Source organism: Acuticoccus kandeliae (assembly GCF_003073115.1).
In genome coordinates this window covers 921546-937756 of sequence record NZ_QBBV01000002.1, presented here as the reverse complement: position 1 = coordinate 937756, position 16211 = coordinate 921546, and the positions used below count along the sequence as shown (strand labels likewise).

Sequence of the window (16211 nt, the reverse complement as noted above, 5' to 3'; positions counted from 1 at the left end):
CGTCCCGGCCTATTGCGGGTTGGCGCCCTCGATCGGGGGGATGAAGTCGCGCAGGAAGTTCGGGAGCTTGATCTCGGGCGTCGGCTTGCCAGGCGCGCTCTCGGGGAGCCCCGCCTCGATCTGCTCGGTGAGCGGGGAGATCTCCTCCGTCGCCGGCTCGGCCTCCAGGTGCTCCTTGAACTCGCCGAGCGTCACGCGCCACCAGTCGAACGTGTCGTCGAGGTTGCGAGGCGTCACGCCGTAATCGAGGTTCACGTCATATTCGAGGGTCGGATAGCCCTCGTTGTTGATGTAGCCGGTACCGAATCGGTGGTCCCTGTTCCAGGCGTTCATCGATTCGAGCGTCGTCTCGCGCCCGAAGGTGGAGCGGAACTGGATCGCCCGGCACTCCTTGTTGTCCACGCAGCCGTAGAAATAGACGAGATAGGCGACACCCTCGATGCGGCCGCGAATCAGCGGATCGTCGATCTCGTCGGTCTCCATGAGGGCGGAGCCGTAGCCGCGGGCGATGTTGAGGATCGCGTCCGGGTCACGCCCGTCGATGACGTCCTGCGCGAGCGCCGCGCCGGGCAGGAGGGCGAGGAAGGCGAGGGTGCGCGCGAGGCGCCGGCGGTGCGGGGAAGGGATCGGGGCGTGCATCGAAACACCTCATGAGCCTCGAGCGCGGGGTTGCGGTCAGGCGCCGATCTCGGGCGGGTAGCCGAAGAGGGCGAAATCGCGCGCGAAGCGCCTGACGACGCGCTGCTCCATCTCACAGGTATAATGCATGCGCAGCTTTTCGTCGGCCCCCGTTCGATGCGCGTCCTGGCGCGAGGCGTAGAGGGCGGGGTCGATGCCGACCCGGTTCAGCACCGCCGCGAAGTCCGCCTCGAAGCGCTCGGCGCGGCCGATGAAGTCGTAGCGCACGTCCTCGATCATCGTCTCGGTGCTCTGGGGACGCCAATGGAGGTCCATCGCCTCGTCGTCCTGGTCGCAGACGATGGCGACGAAGGTCTCGAACGGGACGGGGTGGGAGAAATCGTCCTCCGGGCGGCCGAGTGCGCCGAGGATCTTCGCCTTCTGCGGCTTCCCGCCGGCGATCTTGTCGAGATAGGCCGACAGGAGCCGGCTGAACGGGTTGCGCACGAAGCAGAAGCGGAAGAAGTCCGGCGCGGTGAAGACGTCGACCGCGGCGAACTGCTCGGGCCGCAGGAGGGGCGAGAGCTCGCGCCGGTGGACGTCCTGCGGATGGGCGTAGCGCAGGCCCGGGCGGCCGAACTCGGCGCTCTGCAGCGTCTGCTTGATGCTGGAGCAGGCGACCTTCGCCGTCTCCACATAGACGTAGCGGTAGCGCGCCGAGATGTTCGTCTTATAGTTGAGGCGATGCCGGCCGTAACGGGCGGCATAGCGCCCGTAGCTCGCGCGAAAAGACTGCTCGATCGTCCGCGCCTGTTCCACCCGCCGCCTTTCGCTCGCCGCAACCTTTGCGCGAGCGATCAAGCCACCGGACGACGCCCGCCGTCAAGTCTCGGGGAGCGTCTCGGCGAGAATCGTTCCGGCATTCTCATAGACGATCGACTTGCCGGCCTTCGCCCGGCGGTCCTGCATCTGGAGGTGCGTGCGCATGACGCGGTTGCGCAGGACCGGGAGATCGAGCGCGTCAACCCCGTTCCACGGCACGAACGGATTGCGCCGCAGCACGCCATAGAGCGACGTGCGCACCGTGCGGTGCGGGCTCGGGCAGCGCCGGTGGAAGCCGTACGTGTCGGCGACGACGAGGGTGTTTCCCGCGACCGGCATCGGCCGCACGCCGCCATGATAGCCGAGCGAGGGAAGGTCCTCCTCGGCGAGGCGGAAGGAGCCGGCGGCGTGGTGACGGTCGTCCCCGGCCGTCGCGAAGAGGGCCTGCTGGTGCTCCCACTCCAGCCGCTCAGGCGTCAGGATGTGGGAGCCGGGGGCGTATGCGAACGGCCCGTCCTCCTCGCCGACATCGTGCAGGAAGAGCCAGAGCTTGGCGGTCGGGTGGAAGGTGTCGGCGTGGAGATTCGCCTGAGGGTCGGCATCGCCCGAGGGGGGATCGACGGCGATCGTCTGGAGCATCCCGACGATGTGGCCGGAGCGCCCGGCCGCGTAGCCCATAAGATTGCGGATGTCGGGCCTCGCGAGATAGCGCGCGAGCGCGGCCATCGCCGACCCGTCGGACTTTGCGGGGAGGGGCATCACCCGATTGACGGCCTGACCCTGGCGCATCTGCCATGCAGGACGCGGGACGCTCGCGACCTCATCGCGCACGCGCTGCAGGAGATCGGCGGGAAGGGCGTTTGGGCGGACGGCGAATCCGTCCCGGTCGATCGATTCGCGCTCGGCCGAATCGATTCGGCCGGCGAGCGCGCGGCGCCGGCGCTGCGACATCGCGTAGGCCCAGGCGACGCGCTGGCGGTGCAATCCCCGCGCATTCAGGGACTTCGACCCGATCACGGGATTCTTTCGGAACGATTTTTCCGACGTGAACACCGCGGGCGCTGCAAGGGAGAGGCGGAGAATGTCGGCCGTCTTCATTGTCATATGCTTGTCGCTGGAGCCATGCAGGCTTACTATACGGCCCCAATAGGTACGGCAATCGGCGGGCCCCGTCGCCCGTTTTCAAGGCAAATCGCCCTTGCGAGAGGCTTGACGCTGCCCGGCCGACCCTCTATGTGAGCCGAACCGAATGACAGGCTGTCGGTGCGGCTCCTGCGGCGCACGCGAAACGCTGTCCGGCACCCCGTTTCGAGTTTGGCCCATTGCGTGTCAGGGGGCCGCTCACGTTCGCGCTGGCTCGGCTTCTACGAATGAGGCCGTGGCGGCGTGCTTGTCCGTATGGGTTTGAACGCCCGGAATTTTGGGTCCTTTGACCCGCGAGTGCGGTGAAAGCCGCGTTTGGGAAGGTGTAATGCCGACGATCAACCAGTTGATCCGCAAGCCGCGCGTCGCCCCGGTGAAGCGCAACAAGGTTCCGGCGATGGAGGCGAACCCGCAGAAGCGGGGCGTCTGCACGCGCGTCTACACGACGACGCCGAAGAAGCCGAACTCCGCGTTGCGTAAGGTGGCCAAGGTTCGCCTCACCAACGGGTACGAGGTGATCGGCTACATTCCGGGTGAGGGTCACAACCTCCAGGAACACTCGGTCGTCATGATCCGTGGTGGCCGCGTGAAGGACCTTCCGGGTGTGCGCTATCACATCCTGCGCGGTGTCCTCGACACGCAGGGCGTCAAGAACCGCAAGCAGCGCCGTTCGAAGTACGGCGCGAAGCGTCCGAAGTGATGCGCGCCGGCGTTCTCATCGCGCTCATGATCCCGCTGGCGCTCGGCGCCGGCGGTGTGGCGACGGCTCAGACCGGCGCTGGCGCGGGGGCTTCCTCCGCGACGTCGGGCGGTGAGGGCGCCAATGCCGGGCTTCCGGCGCTTCCCAAAGGCTGCGCGGCGATTGCGATCGACGCGGCCAAGGGCGGCGAGGGGAACGGCACCGGCGCAACGCTGGCCGAGGCCGAGCGGAGCGCCATCGAGCAGTGCAAGCAGAGCGGTGGCGTGAACTGCACGATCGAAACGAGCGACTGCAACCCCGACGGCTAGCGCCGCGGCGACGACAAACGAATTGACCAGAGAGTGGTGGGGCGTGGGTCGCGCGGGACCCCTGGCCTCGGTGAGGAATTGAAGACGAATGTCACGACGTCATAGCGCTGAGAAGCGGGAAGTTCTGCCGGATCCGAAGTACGGCGATGTCATCCTGTCGAAGTTCATGAACGCCATCATGTATGACGGGAAGAAGTCGGCTGCCGAGAAGATCGTCTACGGTGCGCTCGACATCTGCCAGTCGAAGTCCCGTACCGATCCGGTGCAGATGTTCCACGACGCCCTGTCGAACGTGGCCCCCCAGGTCGAGGTCCGCTCCCGCCGCGTCGGTGGTGCGACCTACCAGGTTCCGGTCGAGGTTCGTCCCGAGCGCCGTCAGGCTCTTGCGATCCGCTGGCTGATCACGGCCGCGCGCAAGCGCAACGAAAAGACCATGGTGGACCGGCTCTCTGGTGAGCTGATGGACGCCGCAAACAACCGCGGCACCGCGGTCAAGAAGCGCGAAGACACGCACAAGATGGCGGAAGCCAACCGCGCCTTCTCGCATTATCGCTGGTAGCCGAAGCACGAATTTCCGAGAGCATCATGTCCCGCACTCATAAAATCGAAGATTATCGCAACTTCGGCATCATGGCGCACATTGATGCCGGGAAGACCACGACCACCGAGCGCATCCTCTTCTACACCGGCCGCAGCCATAAGATCGGCGAAGTCCACGACGGCGCCGCGACCATGGACTGGATGGAGCAGGAGCAGGAGCGGGGCATCACGATTACCTCCGCCGCGACGACCTGCTTCTGGCAGGACAAGCGGCTGAACATCATCGACACCCCGGGCCACGTCGACTTCACCATCGAGGTGGAGCGTTCGCTGCGCGTGCTCGACGGTGCGATCGCGCTCCTCGACGCCAACGCCGGCGTTGAGCCCCAGACCGAGACCGTGTGGCGCCAGGCGGACAAGTACGCCGTTCCGCGCATGATCTTCGTCAACAAGATGGACAAGACCGGCGCGGACTTCTTCCGCTGCATCAAGATGATCGAGGAGCGCCTCGGGGCGAACCCGCTCGTCATGCAGCTGCCGATCGGCGCGGAGAACGAGTTCGCGGGTTGCGTCGACCTCGTGAAGATGAAGGGCATCGTCTGGCAGGACGAGTCGCTCGGCGCGAAGTTCGACTATGTCGACATCCCGGCCGACCTTCAGGACCAGGCCGTCGAATATCGCGAGAAGCTGGTCGAGGCCGCCGTCGAGCTCGATGAGGGCGCGATGGAAGCGTATCTCGAGGGCAACGAGCCCGACGAGGACACGCTGAAGGCGCTCGTCCGCAAGGGCACGATCGAGAACGCGTTCACCCCGATCTTCACGGGCTCCGCCTTCAAGAACAAGGGCGTGCAGCCGCTGCTCGACGCCGTCGTCGACTATCTGCCGTCCCCGGTGGACGTCGAGTCGATCAAGGGCATCGACGCGAAGACCGAAGAGCCGGTGAAGCGCCGTTCGTCCGACGAGGCGCCGCTCGCCATGCTCGCCTTCAAGGTGATGAACGACCCGTTCGTGGGCACGCTCACCTTCTGCCGTATCTATTCGGGTGTCCTCGAGCAGGGCGCCACGCTGATGAACACGGTGAAGGAGAAGCGCGAGCGCGTCGGCCGCATGCTGCAGATGCACTCGAACTCCCGCGAAGAGATCAAGATCGGCTATGCCGGTGACATCGTGGCGCTCGCCGGTCTCAAGGAGACCACCACGGGCGACACGCTGTGCGACCCGTCCGCCCCGGTGATCCTGGAGCGCATGGAGTTCCCGGATCCGGTCATCGACATCGCGATCGAGCCGAAGACGAAGTCCGACCAGGAGAAGATGGGCATCGCGCTCAACCGTCTCGCGGCCGAGGACCCGTCTTTCCGCGTGAAGTCGGACCCCGAATCGGGCCAGACGATCATCTCGGGCATGGGCGAGCTTCACCTCGACATTCTCGTCGATCGCATGAAGCGCGAGTTCAAGGTCGAGGCGAACATCGGTCAGCCGCAGGTCGCCTATCGCGAGACGATCACGCAGTCGGCCGAAGTCGATTACACCCACAAGAAGCAGTCGGGTGGTTCGGGCCAGTTCGCGCGCATCAAGCTCGTCGTCGAGCCGAACGAGACCGGGCTCGGCTTCGAGTTCGCCTCCGAGATCGTCGGCGGCTCCGTGCCGAAGGAATACATCCCCGGCGTCGAGAAGGGCATCTCCTCGGTACTCACGTCGGGTCCCATCGCGGGCTTCCCGATGGTGGATATCAAGGCCCGTTTGATCGATGGCGCCTATCACGATGTTGACTCTTCGGTCCTGGCGTTCGAAATCGCCGGCCGTGCCGCCTTCCGTGAGGCGTGCCAGAAGGCGAAGCCGAAGCTTCTCGAGCCGATCATGAAGGTCGAGGTCGTGACGCCCGACGAGTTCGCCGGAACCGTGATGGGGGACATCAACTCCCGCCGCGGCCAGATCCAGGGCACTGAGACCCGCGGCGTCGCGAGCGTTGTGAACGCCTTCGTGCCGCTGGCCAACATGTTCGGCTACGTGTCGAACCTGCGGTCGATGACCCAGGGGCGCGCGCAGTACACGATGCAGTTCGACCACTACGAGCAAGTGCCGCAGGCGGTCGCTGAAGAAGTTCAGGCCAAGTACGCCTGATCCTTTGCCGCCCGGTGCCGCCGGGCGGCGCCGAGTTAACCGCCGCCCCAGCCGGGGCGGTGCCACCTTGACTTATCTAGCGTCAGCGCCGGACCCAAGAGGACAGTGGAGAATCGCCAATGGCGAAGGAGAAGTTTCAGCGTAATAAGCCGCACCTGAACATCGGCACCATTGGTCACGTCGACCATGGCAAGACGTCGCTGACAGCGGCGATCACGAAGGTGTTGGCGGAAACGGGCGGCGCGACGTACAAGGCTTACGACCAGATCGACGCAGCTCCCGAAGAGAAGGCCCGTGGCATCACCATCTCCACGGCCCACGTGGAGTATGAGACGGAAAACCGTCACTACGCGCACGTCGATTGCCCGGGTCACGCCGACTACGTGAAGAACATGATCACCGGCGCGGCGCAGATGGACGGCGCCATCCTGGTGGTCTCGGCCGCCGACGGCCCGATGCCCCAGACCCGCGAGCACATCCTGCTCGCCCGTCAGGTCGGCGTCCCGGCGATCGTGGTGTTCCTCAACAAGGTCGACCAGGTCGACGACCCGGAGCTCCTCGAGCTCGTCGAGCTCGAAGTTCGTGAGCTCCTGAGCTCTTACGAGTTCCCGGGCGACGACATTCCGATCGTGAAGGGTTCGGCTCTCGCGGCTCTCGAAGATTCCGACAAGACCATCGGTCATGACGCGATCATCGAGCTCATGCGCGAAGTCGACGCCTACATTCCGGAGCCGGAGCGTCCGATCGACGGCGCCTTCCTGATGCCGATCGAAGACGTGTTCTCGATCTCCGGCCGCGGCACCGTCGTGACCGGCCGTGTCGAGCGTGGCATCGTGAAGGTGGGTGAGGAAGTCGAGATCGTCGGCATCCGCGACACCACCAAGACGACCGTCACGGGCGTCGAGATGTTCCGCAAGCTGCTCGATCAGGGCCAGGCTGGCGACAACATCGGCGCGCTCCTTCGCGGCGTTGGCCGTGAAGACGTCGAGCGTGGCCAGGTCCTGTGCAAGCCGGGCTCGGTCAAGCCGCACAAGAAGTTCAAGGCTTCCGCCTACATCCTCACGAAGGAAGAGGGCGGCCGCCACACCCCGTTCTTCACCAACTACCGTCCGCAGTTCTACTTCCGCACGACCGACGTGACGGGCGTGGTGACGCTGCCGGAAGGCACCGAGATGGTGATGCCGGGTGACAACGTCGAGATCAACGTCGAGCTGATCCAGCCGATCGCGATGGAAGAGCAGCTCCGCTTCGCTATCCGCGAAGGTGGCCGCACCGTCGGCGCCGGCGTCGTCGCGACGATCGTCGAGTAATCTCGAAGGCAAGATCAGAGGCGCGGCCACGGCCGCGCCTCTTCCCGTACCCGGCGTCATCTTTTTGTCATCGGGGTGCAGAAAATGCTGGCAATTGGCGCGATCGTTGATTACGTTTCGCGCCGCCCCATACGGATGGGGCGTCAGCCATCGAGTCATGATTTCCAGGTCTGTCGGTCCTCACTCTGAGGGGATCGGGCAGGCGAAGTCGTCCGTTGCGGCGGGTGCAAGAAGAGCGTGATGAACCAGAATATTCGCATACGCCTGAAAGCGTTCGATCACCGTGTGCTCGACAGCTCCACCAAGGAGATCGTGCAGACGGCGCGGCGGACGGGTGCTCAGGTACGCGGGCCGGTCCCGCTTCCCACTCGTATCGAACGATACACCGTGAACCGTTCGCCGCACATCGACAAGAAGAGCCGCGAGCAGTTCGAAATTCGCACGCACAAGCGGCTCCTCGACATTGTCGACCCGACGCCGCAGACGGTCGACGCGCTGATGAAGCTCGACCTTGCAGCGGGCGTTGATGTCGAGATCAAGCTCTAAGCTTGGTCGATCTGAGTTTTGACGAGGCCTTAGGGCGGAAGGGTAGAGCGATGCGTTCGGCGATCATCGCAAAGAAGATCGGGATGACCCGCATCTACAACGATGCGGGCGAGCATGTGCCTGTGACGGTTCTGGCGCTGGATGGCTGCCAGGTCGTGGCGCAGCGGACGGCCGAACGCGACGGCTATGTGGCGCTTCAGCTTGGCGCCGGTCGCGCCAAGGCGAAGAACACCACGAAGGCGATGCGCGGCCATTTCGCGAAGGCGAATGTGGAGCCCAAGCGTGCGCTGGCCGAGTGCCGCGTGTCGGCGGACAACCTCATCGAAGTGGGCGCGGAGATCACCGCCGACCATTTCCTCGAGGGTCAGTTCGTGGACGCGACGGGCACATCGATCGGCAAGGGCTTCGCGGGTGCGATGAAGCGGCACAATTTCGGTGGTCTTCGGGCCTCCCACGGTGTGTCGATCTCTCACCGCAGCCACGGTTCGGTCGGCCAGTGCCAGGACCCCGGCAAGATCTTCAAGGGTAAGAAGATGGCCGGTCACATGGGCTCCGAGCGCGTGACCACGCAGAACCTCACGATCGCCCGCGTCGACACGGCGCGCGGCCTGGTTCTGGTGAAGGGCGCGGTTCCGGGGTCCAAGGGCTCCTGGGTGATGCTGCGCGACGCGGTGAAGAAGCCGGCCCCCGAGGGTGCGCCGATGCCGGGTGCGTTCCGCATGCCGGACAACGACGAGACGCCGAAGGCAGAGGCCGTCGCCGCTCCGGAGGCCGAGGTCAACGAGGCCGTCAACGACGCGCCCGCGACCGTTGAAGACACGAACAAGGGTGATGCGTGATGGACATTGTCGTCAAAACGCTCGCCGGTGAGGACGCGGGTACGGTTAGCCTGCCCGATGAGACGTTTGGTTTGGAGCCCCGCGCGGATCTTCTCCACCGAGTTGTGCGCTGGCAGCTCGCCCGTCGGCAGGCTGGTACGCACAAGTCGCTGACCCGCGGCGAGATCAACGCCACCGGCAAGAAGATGTACCGCCAGAAGGGGACGGGCCGCGCCCGTCACTCCGACAAGAAGGCGCCGCAGTTCCGCGGTGGCTCGAAGGCGCACGGGCCGAAGGTTCGTGACCATTCGCACGAGCTGCCGAAGAAGGTCCGCGCGCTCGGCCTGCGCCACGCCCTCTCGGCGAAGGCAAAGGGCGCGACGCTGATCGTGCTCGAGAACGCGGCCGTCGATGCGGTGAAGACCAAGGCGCTGCGCGAGCAGTTCGCCGCGCTCGGCCTGTCGAACGCGCTGATCATCGATGCGGACGTCGACGCGAACTTCGCGAAGGCCGCCCGCAACATCCCGATGATCGACGTTCTGCCGGTCGCCGGCCTCAATGTGTACGACATCATGCGTCGCGACACGCTGGTCCTGACGCGTTCGGCCCTTGACGGGATCGAGGCGCGCCTCGCCGGTGCCGGCGCCGCGGCAATCAACGCCGCCGAAGGGGAGGCGGCCTGATGGCGATCGCGCTCAACCACTATGACGTCATCGTCTCTCCGGTGATCACCGAGAAGTCGACCGAGGCGTCCGAGAACAACCAGATCGTCTTCCGCGTGACGAAGACGGCTTCGAAGCCGGAGATCAAGGCCGCCGTCGAGGCGCTCTTCTCCGTGAAGGTGACGGCCGTCAACACGCTGGTGCGCAAGGGCAAGGTGAAGCGCTTCCGCGGCGTCAAAGGGCGCCAGTCGGATGTGAAGCACGCCATTGTCACGCTCGCCGACGGTCAATCCATCGACGTGACGACGGGGCTCTAATCCGATGGCACTGAAGACATTCAATCCGACGTCGCCCGGCCAGCGCCAGCTCGTCATCGTCAAGCGGGACGGCCTTTACAAGGGCAAGCCCGAGAAGTCGCTGACCGAAGGTCTGACGAAGTCCGGCGGCCGCAACAATGTCGGCCGCAAGACGAGCCGTCATCGTGGCGGCGGTCACAAGCGCGCTTATCGCATCGTCGACTTCAAGCGTCGCAAGTTCGATGTGCCGGCCACGGTCGAGCGCCTCGAATACGACCCGAACCGTTCGGCCTTCATCGCCCTCATCAAGTATGAGGACGGCGAGCTCGCCTACATCATCGCGCCGCAGCGCCTTTCGGCCGGCGACACGGTGATCTCGGGCGCGAAGGTTGACGTGAAGCCGGGCAACGCGATGCCGCTCTCGTCGATCCCCGTCGGCACCATCATCCACAATGTGGAGATGAAGCCGATGAAGGGTGGCCAGATCGCGCGCGCCGCCGGCGGCTACTGCCAGCTCGTCGGCCGTGACGGCGGCTATGCCGTCCTGCGCCTGCAGTCGGGCGAACAGCGCCGCGTGCCGGGGGCCTGCATGGCCACCTGCGGCGCGGTGTCGAACCCCGACCACGGCAACATCAATCTTTCGAAGGCGGGCCGCTCGCGCTGGCTCGGCCGTCGCCCGCAGACGCGCGGTGTCGCGATGAACCCGTTCGACCACCCGCACGGTGGTGGTGAAGGCCGCACCTCGGGTGGCCGTCACCCGGTGACCCCGTGGGGCCAGCCGACGAAGGGCAAGCGCACCCGCTCCAACAAGTCGACGGACAAGTACATCGTCCGCTCGCGTCACGCACGGAAGAAGTAAATGACTCGCTCAGTCTGGAAAGGTCCGTTCGTCGACGGATACCTCCTGAAGAAGGCGGAGAAGGTCCGCGAGGGCGGTCGCAACGAGGTCATCAAGATCTGGTCGCGTCGTTCGACCATTCTGCCTCACTTCGTTGGTCTGACGTTTGGCGTTTATAACGGTCAGAAGCACATTCCGGTGCTCGTGACCGAAGACATGGTTGGTCACAAGTTCGGCGAGTTCTCGCCGACGCGCACGTACTACGGACACGGCGCCGACAAGAAGGCGAAGAGGAAGTAATGGGTAAGGCAAAACGCCCCCGCGCCCTCGCCGAAACCGAGGCGCGTGCCGTCAACAAGATGATCCGCGTCAGCCCCCAGAAGCTCAACCTGGTGGCAGCCATGATCCGTGGCAAGCCGGTTTCGAAGGCGCTGGCGGATCTGGAGTTCAGCCGCAAGCGGATCGCGGTCGACGTGCGCAAGACGCTCGAGTCGGCCATCGCGAACGCCGAGAACAACCACGACCTCGACGTCGACGCGCTGGTCGTGAAGGAAGCCTATGTGGGCAAGGCGCTTGTCATGAAGCGCTTCCGTCCGCGTGGCCGTGGTCGTGTCGGCGGCATTGAGAAGCCGTTTTCGCACCTCACCATCGTGGTGCGGGAAGTTGAGGAGGCAGCCTGATGGGTCAGAAAGTTTCGCCGATCGGCCTGCGGCTCGGCATCAATCGCACCTGGGATTCGCGCTGGTACGCCGAGGGCGGCGAGTACGGCAAGCTCCTGCATGAAGACATCGCCATCCGCGCGATGCTCATGAAGGAACTGAAGCAGGCTGCGGTTTCGAAGATCGTGATCGAGCGCCCGCACAAAAAGTGCCGCGTGACGATCCATTCTGCGCGTCCGGGGGTTGTGATCGGCAAGAAGGGCGCCGATATCGATCGCCTGCGCAAGAAGGTGTCGGCGATGACCGACTCGGAAGTGCACATCAACATCGTTGAGGTGCGCAAGCCCGAGGTCGACGCGACGCTGGTCGCGGCCTCCATCGCGCAGCAGCTCGAGCGCCGTATTGCGTTCCGCCGCGCCATGAAGCGCGCGGTGCAGACCGCGATGCGCATGGGCGCCGGCGGCATCCGCATCAACTGCGGCGGTCGTCTGGGCGGTGCCGAAATCGCGCGGACGGAGTGGTATCGCGAAGGTCGCGTGCCGCTGCACACGCTGCGTGCGGACATCGACTACGGGATCGCGACCGCGGAGACCGCTTACGGGACCTGCGGCGTGAAGGTTTGGATCTTCAAGGGTGAGATCCTGGAGCACGACCCGATGGCGTCCGAACGGCGCGCCACCGAGGCGTCGAACCAGGGCTCGTCCGGTCGCCGTCGCGGTGATGACCGCGGCGACCGCGCGTAAGAGGGGGCTCTATCAATGTTGCAGCCGAAGCGGACGAAATTCCGCAAGCAGCACAAGGGCCGCATCCACGGCGTCGCGAAGGGCGGCACGGATCTCAATTTCGGCACCTTCGGCCTGAAGGCCATGGAGCCGGAGCGGGTGACGGCCCGTCAGATCGAGGCGGCCCGTCGCGCGATGACCCGTCACATGAAGCGTCAGGGTCGCGTGTGGATCCGTATCTTCCCGGACGTGCCGGTGTCGAAGAAGCCGACCGAAGTGCGTATGGGTAAGGGCAAGGGTTCGGTCGAATATTGGGCGGCGCGCGTGCATCCGGGCCGCATCATGTTCGAGATCGACGGTGTTTCGGAAGAGATTGCGCGCGAGGCGTTCCGCCTGGCCGGCGCGAAGCTCCCGATCAAGACGCGCTTCGTGCAGCGCATTGCGGAGTAGATGATGCGGGCAGAAGAGGTTCGTGCGAAGACGTCCGACGAGCTCGTCGACCAGCTTCGCGATCTGAAGAAAGAGCAGTTCAACCTGCGCTTCCAGCGGGCCACCGGCCAGCTGGAGAACACCGCGCGGGTTCGCGTGATCCGTCGCGACATTGCGCGGATCAAGACGATTTTGGGCCAGCGTCGCGCCGCGGAAGCGGCGACGTCGGCTGAGTGAGGGTTTCATGCCGAAGCGTAACCTTGAAGGGATCGTGACCTCCGACAAGGGCAACAAGACGATTGTTGTCTCTGTGGAGCGCCGCTTTGCGCACCCGCTGCTCAAGAAGACGGTGCGTCGCTCGAAGACCTATCACGCGCATGACGAGACCAACCGGTACCACGTCGGTGACCGCGTTCGGATCGAGGAATGCCGTCCGATTTCGAAGCTGAAGTCCTGGCGGGTCGTCGGTGCGCTGACGCCGGCCGGTGAACTCATCGCTGCGGATGCCGAGGCTCAGGCCGCGGCGGCTGCGGTGTCGGCCGCCGGCGGTGACGCCCAGGCGGTCGAGCGCGCCGCGCATGAGGCGGAAGCCCATGCGGGCGAGGGGACGGCCTGAGGCCGGACCTGGAGGCTCGCGCATTCTTTGCGCGTTTGGTGATTTGGATCGCTGGAGCCGGTTCTGCCGCTCCGGCGGTTGCGACTTGAGTGCCGGACCGCTGTGCGGTCCCAACATGAGATGAAGCTATGATCCAGATGCAAACTAACCTCGCCGTCGCCGACAATTCCGGCGCTCGCCGGGTCATGTGCATCAAGGTGCTGGGCGGCTCGAAGCGCAAGTACGCTTCCGTCGGGGACATCATCGTGGTGTCCGTGAAGGAAGCGAGCCCGCGCGGTCGAGTGAAGAAGGGCGATGTGGCGAAGGCCGTCGTCGTTCGCACGTCGAAGGACATCAAGCGGGCCGATGGCTCGGTGATCCGCTTCGACGGCAATGCGGCCGTCCTTGTGAACAACAACAAGGAGCCCATCGGCACCCGCATCTTTGGCCCGGTGCCGCGCGAGCTGCGCCAATCGAACCACATGAAGATTATTTCGCTCGCGCCGGAGGTTTTGTAGATGGCCGCGAAAATTAAAAAGGGCGACCGGGTGGTCGTTCTCGCTGGCCGCGACAAAGGCAAGTCCGGCGAGGTCTCCAAGGTCATGCCGAAGGAGGGCCGCGCCCTCGTCAACGGCGTGAACACCGTGCAGCGTCATCAGCGTCAGACGGCCCAGACCGAAGGCGGTATCATCGCCAAGGCTGCGCCGATCGACCTGTCGAACCTGGCCATCGCGGACCCGAAGGACGGCAAGCCGACCCGCGTCGGTTTCCGCATCAATGACGACGGGACGAAGGTTCGCATCGCGAAGCGTTCCGGGGAGGTGATCGATGGCTGATGTCATGGACGCGCCGGAGACCGTGGGTCTCCCGGAAGGCTATGAGCCGCGCTTTGCCAAGTTCTACCGCGAGACGGTGGTTCCGGGCCTGAAGGAAAAGTTCAACTACACCAACCCCATGATGATCCCCCGCCTCGACAAGGTGGTCATCAACATGGGCGTCGGTGAGGCGACCTCCGACACCCGCAAGGTGCAGTCGGCGATGAAGGACCTCACGCTGATCGCCGGCCAGCAGCCGGTCATGACGCGTGCGAAGAACTCGATCGCGGGTTTCAAGGTCCGCGAGCAGATGCCGCTCGGCTGCAAGGTCACGCTGCGTCGGCAGAAGATGTTCGAGTTCCTCGACCGGTTCGTGACCATCGCGCTCCCGCGGGTGAAGGACTTCCGTGGTCTCAACCCGAAGAGCTTCGACGGTCGCGGCAACTTCGCTTGCGGCATCAAGGAACATCTGGTGTTCCCCGAGATCGTCTACGACAAGGTCGATCAGGTCTGGGGTATGGACATCATCGTGGCGACGACCGCCAGGACGGACGGCGAAGCGCGCGAAATGTTGCGCTTGTTCAACTTTCCGTTTCGGCAGTAAGGGGCGAGACATGGCCAAGAAAGGCAAGATCGAGAACAACGCCAAGCGGAAGAAGCTCGTCGACCAGTATGCGGCGAAGCGGGCAGCCCTGCGCGAGATTACGCACAACCAGGATCTTCCGATGGAAGAGCGGTTTGCGGCTCAGCTCAAGCTCTCCGCGCTTCCGCGCAACTCCGCTCCGAACCGCGTGAAGAACCGTTGCGAAGTGACGGGTCGTCCGAAGGCGTATTACCGTAAGCTCAAGATGAGCCGTATTGCGCTGCGCGAACTCGGGTCTGCCGGCAAGGTGCCGGGCCTCGTGAAGTCGAGCTGGTAAGGCAACGGCGATGAATCTGACTGATCCCCTGGGTGATATGCTGACGCGTATCCGCAACGCTCAGATGCGCAAGCGTTCGAGTGTCCAGACGCCGGGCTCCAAGCTTCGCGTCAACGTTCTCGATGTTCTGAAGGCCGAGGGTTATATCCGCGGCTACTCGGTGACCACGCACGACAACGGCCGGTCCGAGATCGACATCGAGCTCAAGTACTATGACGGCGCGCCCGTGATCCGCGAGATCAAGCGCGTCTCCAAGCCGGGCCGCCGGGTCTACTCGTCGGTGACGACCTTGCCGCGGGTTCGCGACGGTCTCGGCATCTCCATCCTGTCGACGTCCAAGGGCGTCATGAGCGAGCACCAGGCGCGCGACGAAAATGTCGGCGGCGAAGTGCTCTGCCAGATCTTCTAAGGGAGGGCGCCAGTGTCGCGAATTGGCAAGCTGGCGGTTCCGGTCCCGAAGGGGGTCACCGCCAAGATCGACGGGCAGACGGTATCGGTGAAGGGTCCGAAGGGCGAACTGTCCTTCACCGTTCCCGACCTCGTCACCGTCAAGGAGACGCCGGACGGCATCAAGGTCGATCCGGTGAACGAAGAGCAGCGGGCGCGCGCCATGTGGGGTCTTTCCCGCACCATGGTCGCGAACCTGGTGACCGGCGTGACGGAAGGCTTCTCGAAGGCCCTGCAGATCAACGGCGTCGGTTATCGCGCCGCGGTCCAGGGCAAGGACCTCGTCCTCGCGCTCGGCTACTCGCACGACGTGAAGTATGCGATCCCGGACGGGATCGACATCAAGTGCCCGAAGCCGACGGAGATCGTCGTGTCGGGCATCGACAAGCAGCGTGTTGGTCAGGTCGCCGCCGAGATCCGCAAGTGGCGTCCGCCGGAGCCCTATAAGGGCAAGGGCGTGAAGTATGCGGACGAGACGATCGTGCGCAAGGAAGGTAAGAAGAAGTGAGCCGGGAACGCATTCGCTCCGATCGGCGCCGCGCCCGCGTCCGCCGTCATCTCAAGACTGCCGCCAACGGCCGTCCTCGCCTTTCTGTGTTCCGGTCCTCGCAGCATATCTATGCGCAGGTGATCGACGATCTCGATGGGCGCACCGTCGCCTCCGCGTCGACGATCGAGAAGTCGCTGCGTGATGAGCTGAAGACGGGGGCGGACACGTCGGCCGCGGCGCGCGTCGGCGCGCTGATCGCCGAACGGGCCAAGGCCGCGGGCGTCGAGAAGGTGATTTTCGACCGCGGTGGCCGTCTCTATCACGGCCGTCTCAAGGCGCTGGCGGATGCCGCGCGCGAAGGCGGTCTGGACTTTTAACGCCCGGTACGCGGGGCACCGAACGGCCGGGAAGG

General features: G+C 64.9%; 25 protein-coding genes and 1 pseudogene. 23 read left to right on the top strand and 3 right to left on the bottom strand.

Annotated features, from left to right (window positions below; translation table 11 throughout):
• Positions 1–9: 9 nt before the first annotated feature.
• From DBV35_RS17120 to DBV35_RS17110, 3 genes are all read right to left on the bottom strand, one after another.
• Positions 10–639, bottom strand: a complete 630-nt coding sequence (locus tag DBV35_RS17120) for a YbjN domain-containing protein (RefSeq protein WP_108661518.1) — start codon at positions 637–639, stop codon at positions 10–12.
• 36 nt (positions 640–675) lie between these two features.
• Positions 676–1437, bottom strand: coding sequence for a sulfotransferase family protein (locus DBV35_RS17115; RefSeq protein WP_157961813.1), 762 nt, complete (start codon positions 1435–1437; stop codon positions 676–678).
• 63 nt (positions 1438–1500) lie between these two features.
• Complete coding sequence (locus DBV35_RS17110) at positions 1501–2457, bottom strand: phytanoyl-CoA dioxygenase family protein (RefSeq protein WP_170134962.1); 957 nt, start codon at positions 2455–2457, stop codon at positions 1501–1503.
• 454 nt (positions 2458–2911) lie between these two features.
• Here DBV35_RS17110 and rpsL point away from each other — a divergent pair, with 454 nt between their 5' ends.
• From rpsL to rplR, 23 genes and pseudogenes are all read left to right on the top strand, one after another.
• The gene (rpsL, locus tag DBV35_RS17105) at positions 2912–3283 is read left to right on the top strand and encodes a 30S ribosomal protein S12 (RefSeq protein WP_075219909.1); all 372 of its coding nucleotides are present in this window, start codon (positions 2912–2914) and stop codon (positions 3281–3283) included.
• The gene (locus DBV35_RS17100) at positions 3283–3591 is read left to right on the top strand and encodes a DUF4189 domain-containing protein (protein WP_108661515.1); all 309 of its coding nucleotides are present in this window, start codon (positions 3283–3285) and stop codon (positions 3589–3591) included. Before rpsL ends, DBV35_RS17100 begins: the two co-directional genes overlap by 1 nt.
• Before the next feature lie 88 nt (positions 3592–3679).
• On the top strand, positions 3680–4150 hold the full coding sequence (gene rpsG / locus DBV35_RS17095) for a 30S ribosomal protein S7 (RefSeq protein ID WP_108661514.1): 471 nt from the start codon (positions 3680–3682) through the stop codon (positions 4148–4150).
• Positions 4151–4176: 26 nt separating this feature from the next.
• Positions 4177–6252 carry an elongation factor G gene (gene fusA, locus DBV35_RS17090; protein ID WP_108661513.1) on the top strand — a complete coding sequence of 692 codons (2076 nt, stop codon included), beginning with the start codon at positions 4177–4179 and terminating at the stop codon, positions 6250–6252.
• 119 nt (positions 6253–6371) lie between these two features.
• Entirely contained in the window at positions 6372–7562 is a 1191-nt protein-coding gene (gene tuf, locus DBV35_RS17085; RefSeq protein WP_108661512.1) for an elongation factor Tu, read from the top strand.
• Positions 7563–7799: 237 nt separating this feature from the next.
• A complete protein-coding gene (gene rpsJ, locus DBV35_RS17080) occupies positions 7800–8108 on the top strand; it encodes a 30S ribosomal protein S10 (protein WP_205648713.1) in 309 nt (102 codons plus the stop codon).
• 50 nt (positions 8109–8158) lie between these two features.
• The gene (gene rplC / locus DBV35_RS17075; RefSeq protein ID WP_108661510.1) at positions 8159–8947 is read left to right on the top strand and encodes a 50S ribosomal protein L3; all 789 of its coding nucleotides are present in this window, start codon (positions 8159–8161) and stop codon (positions 8945–8947) included.
• Positions 8947–9609: a 50S ribosomal protein L4 gene (gene rplD / locus DBV35_RS17070; protein ID WP_108661509.1), complete on the top strand. Its 663-nt coding sequence runs from the start codon at positions 8947–8949 to the stop codon at positions 9607–9609. The genes rplC and rplD overlap by 1 nt, the downstream gene beginning before the upstream one ends.
• Positions 9609–9905 carry a 50S ribosomal protein L23 gene (locus DBV35_RS17065; RefSeq protein ID WP_108661508.1) on the top strand — a complete coding sequence of 99 codons (297 nt, stop codon included), beginning with the start codon at positions 9609–9611 and terminating at the stop codon, positions 9903–9905. Before rplD ends, DBV35_RS17065 begins: the two co-directional genes overlap by 1 nt.
• 4 nt (positions 9906–9909) lie before the next feature.
• On the top strand, positions 9910–10743 hold the full coding sequence (gene rplB / locus DBV35_RS17060; RefSeq protein WP_108661507.1) for a 50S ribosomal protein L2: 834 nt from the start codon (positions 9910–9912) through the stop codon (positions 10741–10743).
• Positions 10744–11022 (top strand): 30S ribosomal protein S19, encoded by a 279-nt coding sequence (gene rpsS, locus DBV35_RS17055; RefSeq protein WP_108661506.1) that lies wholly within the window; start codon positions 10744–10746, stop codon positions 11020–11022. It abuts the gene before it with no gap.
• Positions 11022–11402 carry a 50S ribosomal protein L22 gene (gene rplV / locus DBV35_RS17050; protein ID WP_108661505.1) on the top strand — a complete coding sequence of 127 codons (381 nt, stop codon included), beginning with the start codon at positions 11022–11024 and terminating at the stop codon, positions 11400–11402. The genes rpsS and rplV overlap by 1 nt, the downstream gene beginning before the upstream one ends.
• A complete protein-coding gene (rpsC, locus tag DBV35_RS17045; protein WP_108661504.1) occupies positions 11402–12124 on the top strand; it encodes a 30S ribosomal protein S3 in 723 nt (240 codons plus the stop codon). The genes rplV and rpsC overlap by 1 nt, the downstream gene beginning before the upstream one ends.
• A gap of 15 nt (positions 12125–12139) precedes the next feature.
• Entirely contained in the window at positions 12140–12553 is a 414-nt protein-coding gene (gene rplP / locus DBV35_RS17040) for a 50S ribosomal protein L16 (RefSeq protein ID WP_108661503.1), read from the top strand.
• A 3-nt stretch (positions 12554–12556) separates the two neighbouring features.
• Positions 12557–12769: a 50S ribosomal protein L29 gene (gene rpmC / locus DBV35_RS17035; RefSeq protein ID WP_108661986.1), complete on the top strand. Its 213-nt coding sequence runs from the start codon at positions 12557–12559 to the stop codon at positions 12767–12769.
• A 7-nt stretch (positions 12770–12776) separates the two neighbouring features.
• Positions 12777–13004: pseudogene (gene rpsQ, locus DBV35_RS31125) on the top strand (30S ribosomal protein S17); the annotation flags it as partial.
• Between the two features lie 272 nt (positions 13005–13276).
• Positions 13277–13645 (top strand): 50S ribosomal protein L14, encoded by a 369-nt coding sequence (gene rplN, locus DBV35_RS17025; RefSeq protein WP_108661501.1) that lies wholly within the window; start codon positions 13277–13279, stop codon positions 13643–13645.
• Positions 13646–13963: a 50S ribosomal protein L24 gene (gene rplX / locus DBV35_RS17020; RefSeq protein WP_108661500.1), complete on the top strand. Its 318-nt coding sequence runs from the start codon at positions 13646–13648 to the stop codon at positions 13961–13963.
• A gap of 4 nt (positions 13964–13967) precedes the next feature.
• Complete coding sequence (gene rplE, locus DBV35_RS17015; RefSeq protein WP_108661499.1) at positions 13968–14546, top strand: 50S ribosomal protein L5; 579 nt, start codon at positions 13968–13970, stop codon at positions 14544–14546.
• Between the two features lie 10 nt (positions 14547–14556).
• On the top strand, positions 14557–14862 hold the full coding sequence (rpsN, locus tag DBV35_RS17010; RefSeq protein ID WP_108661498.1) for a 30S ribosomal protein S14: 306 nt from the start codon (positions 14557–14559) through the stop codon (positions 14860–14862).
• 10 nt (positions 14863–14872) lie between these two features.
• Complete coding sequence (gene rpsH / locus DBV35_RS17005; protein ID WP_108661497.1) at positions 14873–15271, top strand: 30S ribosomal protein S8; 399 nt, start codon at positions 14873–14875, stop codon at positions 15269–15271.
• Between the two features lie 12 nt (positions 15272–15283).
• Complete coding sequence (rplF, locus tag DBV35_RS17000; RefSeq protein ID WP_108661496.1) at positions 15284–15817, top strand: 50S ribosomal protein L6; 534 nt, start codon at positions 15284–15286, stop codon at positions 15815–15817.
• Positions 15814–16176: a 50S ribosomal protein L18 gene (gene rplR / locus DBV35_RS16995; protein ID WP_108661495.1), complete on the top strand. Its 363-nt coding sequence runs from the start codon at positions 15814–15816 to the stop codon at positions 16174–16176. Before rplF ends, rplR begins: the two co-directional genes overlap by 4 nt.
• Positions 16177–16211 lie beyond the last annotated feature (35 nt).

Coding starts and splice junctions, on each gene's coding strand:
- rplX (WP_108661500.1), top strand. CDS start 13,646: ATGGCCGCGAAAATTAAAAAGGGCGACCGGGTGGTCGTTCTCGCTGGC.
- rpsS (WP_108661506.1), top strand. CDS start 10,744: ATGACTCGCTCAGTCTGGAAAGGTCCGTTCGTCGACGGATACCTCCTG.
- DBV35_RS17120 (WP_108661518.1), bottom strand. CDS start 639: ATGCACGCCCCGATCCCTTCCCCGCACCGCCGGCGCCTCGCGCGCACC.
- rplN (WP_108661501.1), top strand. CDS start 13,277: ATGATCCAGATGCAAACTAACCTCGCCGTCGCCGACAATTCCGGCGCT.
- fusA (WP_108661513.1), top strand. CDS start 4,177: ATGTCCCGCACTCATAAAATCGAAGATTATCGCAACTTCGGCATCATG.
- rpsG (WP_108661514.1), top strand. CDS start 3,680: ATGTCACGACGTCATAGCGCTGAGAAGCGGGAAGTTCTGCCGGATCCG.
- rpsN (WP_108661498.1), top strand. CDS start 14,557: ATGGCCAAGAAAGGCAAGATCGAGAACAACGCCAAGCGGAAGAAGCTC.
- DBV35_RS17100 (WP_108661515.1), top strand. CDS start 3,283: ATGCGCGCCGGCGTTCTCATCGCGCTCATGATCCCGCTGGCGCTCGGC.
- rplB (WP_108661507.1), top strand. CDS start 9,910: ATGGCACTGAAGACATTCAATCCGACGTCGCCCGGCCAGCGCCAGCTC.
- tuf (WP_108661512.1), top strand. CDS start 6,372: ATGGCGAAGGAGAAGTTTCAGCGTAATAAGCCGCACCTGAACATCGGC.
- rplD (WP_108661509.1), top strand. CDS start 8,947: ATGGACATTGTCGTCAAAACGCTCGCCGGTGAGGACGCGGGTACGGTT.
- rplV (WP_108661505.1), top strand. CDS start 11,022: ATGGGTAAGGCAAAACGCCCCCGCGCCCTCGCCGAAACCGAGGCGCGT.
- rplC (WP_108661510.1), top strand. CDS start 8,159: ATGCGTTCGGCGATCATCGCAAAGAAGATCGGGATGACCCGCATCTAC.
- rpsH (WP_108661497.1), top strand. CDS start 14,873: ATGAATCTGACTGATCCCCTGGGTGATATGCTGACGCGTATCCGCAAC.
- rpmC (WP_108661986.1), top strand. CDS start 12,557: ATGCGGGCAGAAGAGGTTCGTGCGAAGACGTCCGACGAGCTCGTCGAC.
- rpsC (WP_108661504.1), top strand. CDS start 11,402: ATGGGTCAGAAAGTTTCGCCGATCGGCCTGCGGCTCGGCATCAATCGC.
- rplP (WP_108661503.1), top strand. CDS start 12,140: ATGTTGCAGCCGAAGCGGACGAAATTCCGCAAGCAGCACAAGGGCCGC.
- rpsL (WP_075219909.1), top strand. CDS start 2,912: ATGCCGACGATCAACCAGTTGATCCGCAAGCCGCGCGTCGCCCCGGTG.
- DBV35_RS17065 (WP_108661508.1), top strand. CDS start 9,609: ATGGCGATCGCGCTCAACCACTATGACGTCATCGTCTCTCCGGTGATC.
- rplE (WP_108661499.1), top strand. CDS start 13,968: ATGGACGCGCCGGAGACCGTGGGTCTCCCGGAAGGCTATGAGCCGCGC.